The organism is Alteromonas sp. W364 (assembly GCF_031846205.1).
Taxonomy (GTDB): domain Bacteria; phylum Pseudomonadota; class Gammaproteobacteria; order Enterobacterales; family Alteromonadaceae; genus Glaciecola; species Glaciecola blandensis.
On sequence record NZ_JAVRID010000009.1, the window covers coordinates 103,167 to 119,174 of the forward strand.

The 16,008-nt window shown below is 43.0% G+C and carries 13 protein-coding genes; 3 read left to right on the forward strand and 10 right to left on the reverse strand.

The genetic code is table 11. The features are described from left to right. Positions 1-40 precede the first annotated feature (40 nt). From ruvB to RM556_RS14555, 9 genes are all read right to left on the reverse strand, one after another. Positions 41-1,057 (reverse strand): Holliday junction branch migration DNA helicase RuvB, encoded by a 1,017-nt coding sequence (gene ruvB, locus RM556_RS14515; protein WP_311359825.1) that lies wholly within the window; start codon positions 1,055-1,057, stop codon positions 41-43. A gap of 89 nt (positions 1,058-1,146) precedes the next feature. After that, positions 1,147-1,776, reverse strand: coding sequence for a Holliday junction branch migration protein RuvA (gene ruvA, locus RM556_RS14520; protein WP_311359824.1), 630 nt, complete (start codon positions 1,774-1,776; stop codon positions 1,147-1,149). Positions 1,777-1,791: 15 nt separating this feature from the next. Continuing rightward, on the reverse strand, positions 1,792-2,316 hold the full coding sequence (gene ruvC, locus RM556_RS14525; RefSeq protein WP_311359823.1) for a crossover junction endodeoxyribonuclease RuvC: 525 nt from the start codon (positions 2,314-2,316) through the stop codon (positions 1,792-1,794). A 3-nt stretch (positions 2,317-2,319) separates the two neighbouring features. Beyond that, a complete protein-coding gene (gene nudB, locus RM556_RS14530; RefSeq protein WP_311374949.1) occupies positions 2,320-2,799 on the reverse strand; it encodes a dihydroneopterin triphosphate diphosphatase in 480 nt (159 codons plus the stop codon). 3 nt (positions 2,800-2,802) lie between these two features. Beyond that, complete coding sequence (gene aspS / locus RM556_RS14535) at positions 2,803-4,596, reverse strand: aspartate--tRNA ligase (protein WP_311359821.1); 1,794 nt, start codon at positions 4,594-4,596, stop codon at positions 2,803-2,805. 248 nt (positions 4,597-4,844) lie between these two features. Then, positions 4,845-6,917, reverse strand: coding sequence for an EAL domain-containing protein (locus tag RM556_RS14540; protein WP_311359820.1), 2,073 nt, complete (start codon positions 6,915-6,917; stop codon positions 4,845-4,847). A gap of 117 nt (positions 6,918-7,034) precedes the next feature. Continuing rightward, positions 7,035-8,078 carry an ABC transporter ATP-binding protein gene (locus RM556_RS14545; protein ID WP_311359819.1) on the reverse strand — a complete coding sequence of 348 codons (1,044 nt, stop codon included), beginning with the start codon at positions 8,076-8,078 and terminating at the stop codon, positions 7,035-7,037. Next, complete coding sequence (locus RM556_RS14550; protein ID WP_311359818.1) at positions 8,071-9,705, reverse strand: iron ABC transporter permease; 1,635 nt, start codon at positions 9,703-9,705, stop codon at positions 8,071-8,073. The genes RM556_RS14545 and RM556_RS14550 overlap by 8 nt, the downstream gene beginning before the upstream one ends. Before the next feature lie 13 nt (positions 9,706-9,718). Continuing rightward, positions 9,719-10,744, reverse strand: coding sequence for a Fe(3+) ABC transporter substrate-binding protein (locus RM556_RS14555; RefSeq protein WP_311374950.1), 1,026 nt, complete (start codon positions 10,742-10,744; stop codon positions 9,719-9,721). A gap of 254 nt (positions 10,745-10,998) precedes the next feature. On the opposite strand from RM556_RS14555, the gene yciH reads away from it, so the two are divergent. The 3 genes from yciH (at position 10,999) to pheA (ending at position 13,577) form a co-directional block, all read left to right on the forward strand. Further along, positions 10,999-11,322 carry a stress response translation initiation inhibitor YciH gene (gene yciH, locus RM556_RS14560; RefSeq protein WP_409220093.1) on the forward strand — a complete coding sequence of 108 codons (324 nt, stop codon included), beginning with the start codon at positions 10,999-11,001 and terminating at the stop codon, positions 11,320-11,322. Positions 11,323-11,351: 29 nt separating this feature from the next. After that, positions 11,352-12,161 (forward strand): response regulator, encoded by an 810-nt coding sequence (locus tag RM556_RS14565; protein WP_311359815.1) that lies wholly within the window; start codon positions 11,352-11,354, stop codon positions 12,159-12,161. A gap of 225 nt (positions 12,162-12,386) precedes the next feature. Further along, entirely contained in the window at positions 12,387-13,577 is a 1,191-nt protein-coding gene (pheA, locus tag RM556_RS14570; RefSeq protein WP_311359814.1) for a prephenate dehydratase, read from the forward strand. 42 nt (positions 13,578-13,619) lie between these two features. Here pheA and RM556_RS14575 read toward each other — a convergent pair whose 3' ends face one another. After that, positions 13,620-15,941, reverse strand: coding sequence for a methyl-accepting chemotaxis protein (locus RM556_RS14575; RefSeq protein WP_311359813.1), 2,322 nt, complete (start codon positions 15,939-15,941; stop codon positions 13,620-13,622). Positions 15,942-16,008: the final 67 nt, after the last annotated feature.

Below are 16,008 nucleotides of genomic sequence, written 5' to 3' on the forward strand. Positions count from 1 at the left end.
GAATGACGTTCGGTTACAGGAATGACGATTTATAACAGGCCTAGTCTTTTTCCGAGGACGGCAGAGTCAATCCAAAATGCAAATAAGCGTGTTGCGTGGCGATACGACCGCGTGGTGTTCTTTGCAGAAAACCCTGCTGAATAAGATAGGGTTCAATCACATCTTCGATCGTTTCCTTTTCTTCGCCAATGGCTGCTGCGATATTGTCTAAGCCGACTGGGCCCCCCATAAATTTCTCAATGATGGCGAGTAATAGTTTTCTGTCCATGAAATCAAAGCCCTGTTGGTCAACATCAAGCATATTGAGTGCCTTGCCTGCAACGTCTGAATTGATGTTTCCGTCAGCCTTTATTTCCGCATAATCACGAACACGACGTAACAAACGGTTTGCTATTCTAGGTGTGCCGCGAGATCGTTTTGCAACTTCAAATGCACCTTCTTTCTCCATTTGGAGATTCAAATAAGATGCGCTGCGCTGAATAATATCGGTAAGGTCTGTGACGTTATAAAACTCTAAACGCTGCACAATACCGAAACGGTCTCGCAATGGCGATGTGAGTGAACCCGCACGAGTCGTCGCACCAATTAAGGTAAAAGGCGGTAAGTCTAGTTTAATCGAACGAGCAGCTGGACCCTCACCTATCATGATATCAAGCTGATAGTCTTCCATAGCGGGATATAGCACTTCTTCCACGACAGGGCTTAACCTGTGAATTTCATCTATAAATAGAACGTCGTTTTCTTCCAAGTTGGTTAGCAATGCAGCAAGGTCCCCTGCCTTTTCCAATACTGGGCCCGAGGTAGTTTTAATATTTACACCCATCTCATTTGCTACAATGTTCGCCAAGGTGGTTTTACCCAAACCTGGAGGCCCAAATATCAAGAGATGATCAAGCGCATCATTTCGTTTGCGAGCAGCTTCAATAAAAATTTCCATTTGCTCGCACACATGGTCTTGTCCTGTGTAATCCGACAGCATTTTCGGTCGGATTGCGCGATCAATGACTTCGTCTTCGCGATCTGCGCCAGCTTGAACCAAACGGTCAGCTTCAATCATTCGATATTCCTTGAATAGTGTACTCGTAACTATTAATTGCTATTTTTTCGTATTCATCTTGTGTTGGACAAGCCACACAATATTTAAACCTACACCATTGATTTGAGTGACTCACGGATCACTTGTTCACTGGTCATTCCGTCTTGGTAGATTTGTTTGATCACTTTCTCTGCTTGCACGGGTTTGTAACCTAATGCCAATAATGCACTGAGCGCCTCGTCTTTCGCATGCGCAGAGCCTTGCAAGAGTGGTTTTTTCACATCAACCAAATTAGCTGATGTATTTGACATATCAAAGTGTGCATCAGCTTGAGATAGTTTCTCAAGTTTATCTTTCAATTCTACAACCAAGCGTTCTGCCGTTTTCTTTCCGACACCTGGCAATTTAACTAGATTTGTAACGTCCTCATGGATCACGCAGTGCATGAAGTCCTGTGCCGACATGCCTGACAGGATGGTACACGCTAGTTTAGGTCCAACCCCATTCGCTTTAATCAGCTCTCTGAATAAAGCACGCTCGGATGTATCTGAAAAACCAAACAAGAGTTGCGCATCTTCACGCACCACAAAGTGGGTATAAACTATCGCTTCTTCACCTACGTTGGGTAGTTGATAGAAGCTGGTCATCGGCAGTTGAATTTCGTATCCCACGCCTTGCACATCAATAAGAATATCGGGCGGTGTTTTACTAATAAGAGTTCCGCGAATTCGGCCGATCATGTCGTCTATTACCTATTATTTTCTGAGTCTTCCACGCACTGTTTTAGATACGCGTCCTGACATTTTAATTAAACTCTGTTGAGTATGAATATGACACAAAGCGACTGCCAATGCATCCGCTGCGTCCGCCTGTGGAGTGGCACTCAATTTCAATAGATGCATGACCATATGCTGCACCTGTGTTTTATCTGCGCCACCTGTGCCTACAACAGATTGTTTGATTTGTCGGGCAGAATATTCGGCGACGGGTAAATCGAAATTTGTTGCCGCAACGATGGCTGCGCCCCTAGCTTGTCCCAACTTCAGTGCTGAATCGGGATTTTTGGCCATAAATACTTGTTCAATCGCAAAATCGTCAGGAGAAAATTGCTGAATAATTTCACTCACTCCATCGAATATTCTTTTTAGGCGGATGGACAACTCGTCATGAGCAACGCGAATACAACCACTACCTAAGTAACTTGCCTTGCCACCCGCAACTTTGATCACACCATATCCGGTGATCCTAGAGCCTGGGTCGATTCCAAGAATGATGGACATTGATTAACTCTGTGGATTAAGTGGGGTTTTGCTAACGTGAGCCACTTGAACATCCGGCACAAAATCAGCAATAGCGTCGCGGTTAGTTTTAGACCACACGCGCTCAATAGCTTCTGATTTTGTTACCCAAGCGTAATCTGTGTGCTCTGTTAACTTAATTGGTAGGCCTACTGGCACTTGTATACTAAATACGTATTCGTTGTTGAACTGTGTACCTTCGGGGTAGCGATAAAGCCAAGCAGACCTTATTTGATATTGATTCACTCGTCGACAATCGACAATGGGATGCTGCGCTTTTGACAGGGAAATACCGGTTTCTTCCAGTAATTCCCGATAGGCTGTCACTAAGGGGGCTTCACCTTCTTCTACTGTGCCGGTGACTGATTGCCAAAAATCAGCATCATCATCACGTTGCATGATCAGTACTTGCTCATTCAAGTCACGAATAATCACAAGTACCGATTCAGGCCGTTTTAACTGCATCGATTATGCATCACCAGCGCCATCTTCCGCCTCACCTTTTTCTTTTTCTAACACGGTTACGATAGAAAGTTCAGCAAGTTGAGCTGGATTAGCGAATCCTGGCGCATCCGTTAATGGGCATGCCGCAGTAGTGGTTTTCGGGAAGGCCATCACATCGCGAATCGACTCTGCTCCCGTCATTAGCATAACCATGCGATCCAAACCGAATGCCAGACCAGCATGTGGTGGGGTACCGTAACGCAGTGCTTCTAATAAGAAACCAAATTTCTCATTCGCTTCTTCATCACTAATACCGAGTAATTCAAATACAGTTGCTTGCATATCCATGTTATGAATACGAACCGAACCGCCGCCTAGCTCAACACCGTTTAAGACCATATCGTAAGCGTTTGACAATGCTGCTGCTGGATTTGCTTTCAGCGCGTCAATGCTAGAGTCACGTGGCGCAGTGAATGGATGATGTAACGCGTATAATTGACCATCTACTTCTTCAAACATTGGGAAGTCGACAACCCATAAAGGTTTCCACTCGCCTTCCAACAAATCAAAATCTTGACCAAGCTTCAAACGAAGTGCACCCATGGCATCTGTAACGATTGCGCTAGTGTCTGCACCAAACAATAAAATGTCACCTGTTTGTGCACCCGTTTTTTCTAGTAATGCTGTTACAGCAGCGTCATCGAAGAATTTTAAAATTGGCGATTGTAGACCTTCCAAACCAGCAGCTAAGTCATTGACTTTAATCCAAGCCAAGCCTTTTGCTCCGTAGATACCAACAAATTTACCATATTCGTCAATCTGTTTACGTGATAGCGTTGCACCGTTAGGTACTCTAATAGCTGCAACACGGCCTTTTTCATCATTTGCTGGGCCACTGAATACTTTAAAATCAATATCTTTCACAATATCGTCTACATCAACCAGTTCAAGCGGATTACGCAAGTCTGGTTTATCACTACCGTAGCGCTGCATGGCTTCTGCATAGCTCATCTTAGGGAATTCACCTAAATCAACGTTTAGCAACTGTGAAAACAAGTTTCTAATCATGCGCTCTGTGATATCCATAACACCTTGAGCGTCTAAGAAAGTGGTTTCGATATCTATTTGGGTAAATTCAGGTTGACGATCGGCACGCAAATCTTCATCTCGGAAGCATTTTACGATCTGATAATACTTATCCATGCCAGACATCATCAGCAATTGTTTAAATAATTGAGGAGACTGTGGCAATGCAAAGAACTGACCTTTGTGCGTCCGGCTTGGCACTAAATAATCGCGAGCACCTTCCGGTGTGGCTTTGGTTAAAATTGGCGTTTCGATATCAAGAAAACCACTATCCTCTAGGAAGCGACGCACCGCGGCAGTTACTTTTGAACGGAATACTAAGCGCTCGGTCATCATCGGACGGCGCAAATCTAAGTAACGATATTTTAATCGCTGCTCTTCAGAGTTTTCTTGATTCCAGTCTAGAGGTAATGCTGGCGCGCTGTTGAAGATAGAAAGAGCCTTACCTAGCACTTCAATTTCGCCTGTTTTCATATCTTTGTTTACTTGAGAGTCTGGGCGTAAACGCACTAAGCCTTTAATCTCAACACAAAATTCTGCGCGCAAAGTAGATGCTAGCTCAAATGTGTCCGCAGTATCAGGGTCAATCACCACTTGCACAATGCCTTCACGATCACGTAAATCGATAAAAATCACACCGCCCAAGTCACGTCGCTTGTTCACCCAACCATAAAGCGTCACTTCTTTATTCGCGAAGCTTGCATCAATATTTCCACAGTAATCTGTGCGCATAAACTACATCCCAATAGAGCTAATTATTTGAGTATCAGACGATACTTGTTCGAATGGCCTCGACTTTGCTCGTAAAAGAGCAAGAGCATGTGTAAAAGCCAGTACAAAAGATTGCACGGCTACACTCGTGTGCCTGAAAGCATGGAATTATAAACTAATCAATCGGGATTCTAAACGGCTGAATGCAATTATTAGTAACTTATTCGGGGCATGTTGCTGGATAATCGTACACTGGCAGAAACAGTGCTTTAGACTTTCTCAAAGTGAGAACGATAATCCTTCGGCGCATCAGCTAGTTTGCTCAATGGCGCAGGTTTATCGTAATAAAAACCTTGAAACTGATTACATTGATTTTCTGCTAAGTAATCTTGCTGAAATTGATTTTCAACACCTTCTGCACATACGCTTAATTTAAGGCGCTTTGCCAAATCAATAATACTTTGAGTCACTAGCCGACTTTGAGTAGACGAATCGAGTTCTTTGACAAACTCACGATCGATTTTCAGCGTGTCTACACTCATTTGAGTAAGGTAGCTGAGCGACGAGTAACCCGTGCCAAAGTCATCGAGAGCAATTAAGCACCCCAATTGATGTACTTTGTTAATAAACTGATTACTGACCTTAAAACTTTCTAAAAAAGCAGATTCAGTCACCTCAAACTCAAGGTTTTTCGGGCTAACTTTGTATTCTTTAATCGTATCTACCAGATATTGATATAAACCTTTATCGTGAAGGTCATGCGCCGACAGGTTTATCGACACACGGATATCGGCTGACTTCATCGCTTGGATCTGAGCCAGCTCCTTACAGACTTGCTTAACCATCCAGGCAGTAATCTTCCTAATCTTACCGCTGTGCTCAGCTATCGAAATAAACTCTACCGGTGAAATATTACCGAATGTAGGATGCTCCCACCTGATGAGCGCTTCATAACCTACAATCGTGCCCCGTTGGTCAACTCTGGGTTGATAAAACGCTTTAAATTCGTCTCGCTCTAAGCCATTCAAAATACTGTTGGCAATTTCCAAGCGACGCTTCGTCCCTTCATTCATGTCATCGGTAAACACGGTATACGTGCCTCGGCCATCAGTCTTAGAGCGATACATCGCAATATCCGCGTTGCCCACTAGCTGTGACAAATCGAAGTCAACATCCGAGGCATTGGCAATACCGATGCTTACTGACATCTGCAATTCTATATCGTCTAATATGACCGGCGCTTCCATAGCCTTAAGCAAACGCTCGGCAAGCATCACTGGGCTGGCAACCGAGTGAGCCTCTTTGTCTGGCACAATCAGGAATTCATCACCACCTAAGCGGGCAAATAGGTCGCCCTCTCGCAATACCGTTTTTACTCGCTCTGATACAGCAATCAACAAACTATCACCCGTTTCATGTCCAAGAGAATCATTCACATTTTTGAATCCGTCGAGATCAAAGAACAGGAGCGAGATTTCTTGTTTCGAGCGTTTAGCGCGAGACAGTTCTAAACGCAAGTTATCTAGCACGAATTGTCGGTTTGGTAAGCCCGTTAGACTGTCGAAGTTAGCGAGTTTAGACATTAGCTTCTGCTGCTCAATCAACTGATCGGTAGTCGCTTGGTTTTTGTCTAATTCTTCGCTGATGGTGTCCATCATCGCGTTGATATTTCGCTTCAAGGTAATCACTTCTTGAGTACCGGTAGGCGTAGCACGCAACTTATAGTTATTTTCATCTCTTACGCGTTTGGTAAAATCGGTGAGTTGTATGACTGGCCACGTAATACGATTGATTAACCATACAGTGATAAATAAAGAGACCATCATCACGAGTAGCACAAGTGGCGCTAATGTTGTTAATAGCTCCTCTCTATTTGAAAATATCTGGCTAGAAATATCACTGATGACCACTAAATATGCAGTTTGCCCACTCTGCAAAGTCACCAAGGTTGTGGTAAGCAATTCATTGTGGGTTTCAAAGGAGCCAAGCGGTGGTTCGTTAGGCAGCTCTTCTATCGACTGTGCAGCGAGTGATAAATCAGCAACAGGAAATTTGCTTTTGTAGCTAGCTAAAACGGTGCGGTCAGCAGTTTTCAACTCAGCCATGACAACGTTTGGATATAGCTCAAAATACGCCATCACGTCACTTAATTGACTTTCAGATGCCTCTACTTTATTGAGTGTTTTCGCAATACTTCGGGTAACACCCAGTGCCCCCTTTTTAGCTACCACTGTGTATGACGATTCGCTTTCATTTAGGGCTACAGCTAGAACCGTCAAAGACGAAAGGATCACAACACTGATAACAATAACAATCAATGAAGATTGAATACTCTTAAACATCTACTGCATACCCTCCTGTGAAAACGCTCTCCATATCAAACACTAAGGTTTTATCGCACCGTTGTCACTATGGTCGAATTTTAACCACAACGCAATAATTTATTGAAATATACAAGATCAAGCAAAACAAATGACATGTTCGATTTCTAAATGGATCCCAAAACTTTCACCAACTGCGTGGTCATGATGGCTGGGAGCCAAGCAAAGCAGCGTCTCATTGGAATTCTCAAGTTGTAGCCGATACATGATGTGCGCACCTCTGAATGAACGCCCTACCACCTGAGCTTTTAATAAGCTTTCATCTTGATGCCGTAAATCATCAGGTCGCACCAATAGCTTCCCTTTGATGCCTTCTGCGAGCGGTTTCCCGGGCTCGAGAGGAAAGCTTCCCAAGTGCGTATCAATAATCAATTGCTGATTTTCTTGCCTGATCGTACCTTCTATAAATGTACCTTCACCAATAAACTTCGCCACAAATTCTGTCGCGGGTTCATGATAAAGCGCATAAGCCGTATCCCACTGATGACAAACATGATCTTGCAATACAGCAATTTTATCAGCCATAGCAAACGCTTCTGTTTGATCGTGGGTAATTAACAATGCTGTGATGTTTTGTTTTTTTAACAGGCTTCGTATTTCGCCTGACAAGCGCTCACGCAGTTCGGGGTCAAGACTAGAAAATGCTTCATCAAGAAGCAGCAAATCTGGTTTGGGCGCTAATGCTCTGGCAATGGCAACTCGTTGTTGTTGTCCGCCCGACAATTCATGGGGATATTTGTGCGCATAATCCTGTAAGTCTACCAGCGCCATTGCACTGTCAGTCAATGTTTTGCGCTCTTGCTTATTGATTTTCTGCAATCCATAAGCAATATTTTTTTCAACGCTCAAATGCGGGAATAAAGCAAAATCTTGGAAAATAACCCCTACTTTCCGCTCAGCTACTTCGATATTTACCAATTCATCACAAACGGTTTGCTCGCCAATAGTAATGCAGCCGGACTCAGGCTTTTTGAAGCCAGCAATAGCGCGTAACAAGGTTGTTTTACCGCAGCCTGATGGACCAAGGACACATCCAATTTCACCCTGAGCAAGTGACAGCGACACATTATGAAGTACAGTATTGTCGCCGTAACTGAGTGTAAGGTCTCGAATATCAAGCATGTTTTTTCTCTATTTGATTCAAGGTTCGCGTTAACAATAGCACCGGAAGAATGCCGACGAGTACAATCGTGATAGCTGGCAAAGCAGCATCGATTAAGCGCTCATCTGAAGCCAGTTCGAAGGTTTTCACCGCTAAAGTATTGAAGTTGAATGGCCGTAACACGAGCGTCGCTGGCAATTCTTTTAATATATCCACAAATACCAGTAAACACGCGCTTAGCAGGCTAGCCGACAATAAAGGAATATGGACTTTGAATAAGGTTTGTAAGCGCGTGTCGCCGAGTGTGATAGCAGCTTCATCCATACTTGGTTTAATACGTTGAATACCGGCCTCTGTATTGTGCAAAGCGACACTCATGAAACGAATAGTATAAGCAAAAATCAAAGTGACAATAGTGCCAGAAAAGACTAAACCGGGTTGGACATCAAAAAAGTGCTTGGTAAAGAGGTTTAATTTGATATCTAGCCAGCCAAGAGGGATAAGCACGCCAATTGCAATAACGGTACCTGGCATTGCATAGCCCAAACCAACAAATTGAACAACGGAACGGTTTAGCTTTGTTGCTTGAAGCCGTTTGGCATAGCTAAACATTAAGGCGAGTAGCACGATAACCACGGTACCAATGGCTGCAAGCATAGCTGAATTCAAGGCATATGACGGGTACTCACCTAGACTGCCAGCATCAGTATAGGCTAAAGCCCAGACCGCGAGTTGAATAAATGGCACTATGAAGCCAAATATAAGCGGTAAACTGCACAACAAAAGGACTGTTGTTCCTTTCCCGGTGCTTAGCTTAAGCGCCTGAGTCCCTGTACCCTGCCGCGATGAATATGTTTCAGCACTTCGCCGGCTTTGCTTTTCAAGCACTAACAAAGCAAAGACAAACATACACAGTAAACCTGATAGCTGCGATGCCGCTTGGATGTCACCCATCCCGAACCACGTGCGATAAATGCCGGTGGTAAAAGTACTGACTCCAAAGTACTCAACGGTTCCGAAATCGGCTAATGCTTCCATCATCGCCAGCGCTGCACCCGTCATAATAGCGGGTCTTGCTAATGGTAATGCCACCTGCAAGAAATGTTGAAATTTTGAAACACCGGCAAGCACGCTGACTTCACGGAATTTCTGCGCCTGTTCAGCAAATGCGGTTCGAGCCAAGATATACACATAGGGGTACAAAACCAGTGCCATCATGATGATTGCTCCTGGCAACGACCTTACCTCAGGGAACCAATAATCCTGTTTACCGAGCTCAAACCATGTTCGCAACGTTGATTGTACAGGACCAGAGAAATCAAGTAGCCCAGTATAAGTATAGGCAATGATGTATGCGGGCATAGCCAGAGGTAAAAGAATAAGACGCTGAAGCCAGATCTTGCCGACAAAATCGTAGCTCACAACACACCAAGCCAGACCGGTACCTAATAAGGTAGCCCCGAAGCCAACACCAAGCGCGAGGACTAATGAATTGTAAATATAGCCGCTTAATACCGTTTCACTGAGATGAGTCCAAACAGCAGTGTCCAATGAATAAAAACTCAGGAGCACAACGAAAATTGGCAGGCCAATGATTAGGCCTGCCAATACTGTATAAAGGGAGAATGCCGACGCTTTTAATTGCATTCGGCGATCGAGTCTAACGCCATCCAGCGCGGTCCATCAACATAAGTGCTTTCGCATTTGTTTCACCTACTTTGGTTAGCGAGACTTCTTGTGCTTTAAACTCGCCCATTTCCTTCAGCGTATCGCTCCATTCTATGCCTTCTTTTACAGGATATTCATGGTTTGTGTCTGCATACCATGACTGAGCTTGGTCGCTCAACATAAACTGAACCAGCTTTTTAGCTTCGGCTGTGTTTGTCGCATGCTTGGCGATGCTAATACCTGAGATGTTCACATGAGCACCAGCGCCCGCTTGATCCGGCCAAAATACAGCAACTTGCTCAGCCACTTTGCGAGTGTCTGCATCTTCGGAATTCAGCATCCCCGCAAGGTAATAGGTATTCGCAATGGCAATATCACACTCACCAGCAACCACGGCTTTGATTTGGTCGCGATCACCACCTTTTGGGGAACGTGCAAAGTTTTCAACTAAACCCTCAGCCCAAGCTAGCGTTTGTGCATCGCCTTGTGTCTGGATCATGCCAGAAATCATTGACTGATTATAAATATTGTTTGAAGAACGGATACAAATACGCCCTTTCCACTCTTCTTTGGTAAGGCCTTGCATCGTAGATAGTGTTTCAGGGTCAACTCTATCCTTTGCATACATGATGGGTCTTGCACGCAGTGTCAATGCTGTCCAATGTTCGTCTTCATCGCGCAAGTAAGCTGGCACACTACTCTTCACAATATCGTCATCGTTAGCTTGTGTAATGCCCATTTGCTTGGCTCGAACTAAGCGGCCGACATCTGTCGACACAAGCACGTCAGCAGGACTAAATTGACCTTCAGACTTTATTCGCGAAATAAGTGCGTCAGCATTGCCCGTAATCAAATTGACTTTTATACCAGTTTGCTCAGTAAAGTCGTCAAGAATCGGCTTGATTAATGCTTCTTTACGAGCAGAGTAGACATTAACTTCAGCAGCGATGCTAGTTGCCGTAAAAAATGTTGCAAATGAAGCAACAAGTAACATTTTCGTTTTGTTCATCACTTTCATCTAGGCAAAAACCCCTTTTTTATGTTATTCAGTTACTTACTGATAAGTTCAACGCCTTTCATTTGTATTTGAATAGCGATACTTAGGATTACGACAAGTGTAATTGATAATAGTTCTCAATTGCAATACTACAGGGCAATTACTTTAAGTAACTTTCACTACGTCGTGTTTATAAAAAGTGTTCAATAGCAATGGTATTAGCCATAAGATATACTCAATGCCATGACAACTAACGAAATATCTGTTTTTTGACAATGAATGATTCAAGATTAGTGTATTCGACCGATACAGGTAGAATAAAAGAAACAAATAATACTCAAAGTGATGCCCCTAAAGGCGATGGCATTGTTCGCATTCGCAAAGAAACTAAAGGGCGAAAAGGCAAAGGAATGAGTATTATAGATGGCTTGGCTATGAACGATGCAGAACTGAAAGCATTGTGCACACAATTAAAAAAACAATGTGGGTGCGGTGGTTCGGTTAAGGATCATAAGATCGAAATTCAAGGCGATGTTCGTGACAAGCTAAAACAACTATTAGAAGCTAAGGGAATGCGAGTTAAGTTAGCAGGCGGCTAAACCTACTTTGAGCGAGAGAAACTGAAGCAATGCATAAACTTTCTATATCAGATTTACACATAATATTGGTGGAGCCTTCCGACACCCAAAGCAAGATCATCAAGACCTTGTTGTTGGGCGAAGATGTACAAACAGTTGATGTGGTAAAGACAGTCAGCGAGGCTAAAGCAGCCATTAGTGCCCATGGTGCTGATATTGTGGTGAGCACGATGTATCTTGCTGATGGTAACGGACTGGATATTATCAAGTTTATCAAACAGGACGAAAGCACTGCCTCTATTCCATTCATGCTTGTCAGCAGTGAGAACAGTCTGAGCAAGTTAGATGAGTTCAAGCAAGCCGGTGTTGCAGCGATTTTGCCAAAACCGTTTGAACCAATTCATTTATCCAGAGGCTTAAACGCCAGCTTGCAGTTGATTAATACCGATGAGCTCAACTTGAACTTCTTCGATGTTCAAGATGTCAGGGTACTCGTGGTAGATGATAGTCGACTAGCGAGGAATCATATTCGCCGAGTCTTAGAGGGAATGGGCTTGAGTAAATTGAAAGAGGCAGAGAACGGTGCGCATGCGCTGACAATGCTTAAAGACCATGAATTCGACCTTGTGGTAACCGACTACAATATGCCTGAAATGGACGGTCGAGAACTATCAGAGTTCATACGCTTCAACCCAGCAACCACTCATATCCCAATCATCATGGTGACTTCGGAGTCTAGCTCTAGTCCTCACATGGCGAACATACAGCAAACTGGTGTAAATGCGCTTTGTGATAAACCATTTGAGTCTGATGAGGTGAAAGCAATGCTAATCCGTTTGTTGGATTCTGAGGGCGAATAGCCCCTAACAAGCTGTTTCATCAAATTTTTAGGATAATTTTTAATAAATTTTGCTTATTTTAGGAAATTTCTTCTTTAAGCCGTTGACACCATCCCATCACTTTCATACATTTCATGTAGCGTCGTCACAGCATTTTTTTGATGACGCATATATATCAAAGTGTCTTTACCAAATAGCTTTCGTGAGCAAACATTTGGCAATATCCGTTTTCTCCAAGGAGCTACAGTGCCTAAGCAAGAATTAGAAGAGATTCGCGTAAAAATTACCGATCTGGATTCTCAATTACTCAGTCTACTTTCTGAACGTCAAGGTTTGACCAATCAAGTAGCTGAAACAAAGATTAAAAACCATATTCCGGTGCGTGACCAAGCGCGGGAAGAACAACTTCTGGTTCGTTTAATTAAACAAGGCCAAACATTTGGCTTAGATCCTCATTATGTGACTCAACTCTTTCACGTTATCATTGAAGATTCTGTATTAAATCAACAGGCGATGCTAGCGCGTTGGGCAAACCCTAGTAGTGAAAAACCACTGAACAGAGTCGCCTTCCTGGGTGACAAAGGTTCATACAGTTATCTCGCGACACAAAAATATTTCTCACGTCGCCCAGGTGAACTCTTAGAGATAGGCTGCCAAAGTTTCGCTGAAATTATTAATAAGGTAGAGTCAGGTGAAGCTGACTACGCCGTACTCCCTATCGAAAACACTTCATCTGGCAGTATCAATGAAGTTTACGACCAACTCCAACATACACGTTTGAGCATCGTAGGTGAATTAACCCACCCTATTAAGCATGCACTTTTGGTTTCTGAAGGCGTTGACAGTAATGAGAGTGGCAAAATTAAAACGCTTTACGCTCATCCTCAAGTATTTGCTCAATGCAGTCACTTCCTTGCTGAACTTGGCAATGTTGAAGTAAAACCCTGTGATAGCACCTCAGCTGCCATGATGATTGTTAATGAAATGAACTCAAGCGAAGTGGCTGCTATTGGCAGTGAAGCTGGCGGCGCTTTGTATGGTTTGAAAGCAATAAAATCAAACTTGGCTAATCAGAAAGAAAATCACAGTCGTTTTATTGTCGTCGCGAGTGATTCGGTTAAGGTACCGTTGCAAGTACCAGCAAAAACAACCTTAATCATGTCTACCGTTCAAAAGCCTGGGGCGTTAGTCGAAGCGTTGTTGGTATTGAAAGAAAATCAAATCAATATGACTAAGTTAGAATCGCGACCGATCACGGGTAACCCGTGGGAAGAAATGTTCTATTTAGATGTTGAAGGCAATATTGAAGACGGCCCCATGCAGCAAGCTATGGAAGCGCTTCGAGGAATGACACGATACTTTAAAGTGCTTGGTTGTTATCCTGTGGAAGAAGTCAGCCCGACTAAAGTGGCTGCTGTAAACGCCTTAATGGAATGAACTTAAAGTAAGTTGATCGACAGCTAATTGGTAGGGATAAAGTTATACTTTGAACCTACCAACCATGCTGTTTGTTCTCTCTGCAATTTCTGCCAACTCGTTAGCCGCATTACTAGTTTCCTTTGCGCCACTTTCAACATCTAATGCCATATCACTGATCTTAGTGATACTTTCACTGACAGAATTTGACGCTGCGGTTTGTTCTTCAGTCGCATTTGCTACAACTTCTGCAAGATCTTGAAACTCTTCTAGAGCAGATGACAATTCAGTAAGCGCACTGGTCACAGTATCGACCAGATCAATCCCTTTATCCGCGGCAGTAACAGCAACTGCCATTGACTCAACGCTGCGGTCTGATGAAGAAGTCATACGCTCAACAATTTTAGTTATTTGCACAGTATTTTCTTGTGAACGAGTAGCTAAAGTGCGAACTTCATCAGCAACAACTGAAAAACCCCGTCCTGCTTCTCCAGCCCGAGCTGCTTCAATCGCGGCATTTAATGCAAGTAAGTTAGTTTGATCGGCAATACTGGTAATTACATCCAGCAGATTTGTTACTTGGCTAACCTCGACTTTTAATGATTGAATAATCTCACTTGACTCTTTGATCAAGGAAACCAAATCTCTAATGTTCTGTACTGCATAGTCTGTTTTACTCAGGTTTTCTCGCAAGCCTTTTTTCGCTAGCTCACTATTTTCGCGATTCTTAACGACTGTTTTCGATATCTCAACAATAGATGCGCCCAACTCTTCTACTGCTGAGGCAACAGCATGAGTTTCCCCTCTTTGCTCGCTAGTAACATATTCGCTTTGGTTTGTTGTAGCAGACAATTCTTCTGCAGCTGATGCAAGCGCCATACTATCTGTCTTAATCGACGAAATAATATCGTGCACCTGACCAATAAAAACATTAAACGCCATCAACAAATTATCAATTTCTGAAATACCACATTTTTCTAATCGTATTGTTAGATCACCATCACCAGATGTTAGATCTTCACAAATAAGCCCTACATTTTCGAGTGGTTGAGTGGTTTTTTTCGTCAAAATATAGCCAACTAAACTCGAGATTATAATAACAATAAACATAATGATGATTATGAACTGAAGCAAAGTGCTGCGGATCTCAGATGCGGATTGTAGGGCTTCATCAACGTCAATTTCAGCCATTAGAGCGATGGTTTGATCGCCAAATTTGATTGGCAGATACGATGAAAAAACATCAACTCCACGATAATCTTTTATCGTATTAAAACCACTGTTTCCGTTAAGAGCAGCTCGCGATGACTTAGTATCTACCGGCTGATTTCCAACAGATGTGCCAGATAGTTTTATAGCAGCTGCCGCATTGGGAAAGTTACCTTGAATCGCTGTAAGATAAGTTTTTTCATCTTCGAGGAAAAAACGACTCTCGGTTAACAATAAATTATTTGAAGTAGATAGGTACGTTTCCCCCGATAAACCATAGCCTTGCTCAACCCATTGTTTTTCTCGTGTTAAAACATTATTGATACGGTCTAGAGGAAGTTGATAAATCATCACCGCAATTATTTTATTGTTGTTGTAAACTGGTGCAGAGATAAAACCCGCCATTGCGTCATAGGATGGCGAATAGGGTGAAATTTCAGAATAGAACACTTGCCCTTCACTGGTTGCTGACAGTGCTTTTTCATAGGCCACGCCAAGCCCTGTTTTAGCGTAAGCCCCTGTTTTCAAATTAGTAGCAAAATCTAATTCTTTGTATACGCTATACACGACATCACCGCTTTCCGCACTTACAATAAAAATATCGTAATATCCGAACTCTTGAAGAAAGCGCCGAAATCCTGTATGGAAACTCTCATGTGCTCTTGCATATGCAGAGTTATTATTAGGTCTGCTCAACCCATCTTTATTGCCTAGGTCAAAACTAGATGCAGCAATAAAATCATGCTGAAATGCCACAGCAGTATCGTCTAAGCTATTAATGAGCTTACTTGTGTTCTGATAAGGTTTGCCATTGCGATTTTGATATACGCTAGAAAAATCGTTTTCATAGTAGTCAACAAGAGCACGTTTTTCAGCGCTTGAGATGCTGCCACGCTCACTCAAATAGCCGGGAAATGAAGCAAGAAAGGTCTTTGCAGCATCTATGGTTTGTTGATCCTGCGATACAACCTTAAGCTGCGAGTGCATTTGACTAAAATAGGTATTGATAGCTTGTGCAGTGCTGACAGCTTCTGCAGTAAGTTTCTGTTTGGCTGCTTTAGTCAAAGCGCTTTCAGTCACGCTGGAAGTGACAACAATAGTTAAAATAGATAAGACTAGCAATGAACCAACCACCAAACTTAATATGGTAGCCAAAAAACGAAATTTTAATGACATGGTTTTTCCTGATTTGTAGATTCTAAAAACGCTAATATCAACTAGATTTACTTAGCACTAGCTTTCG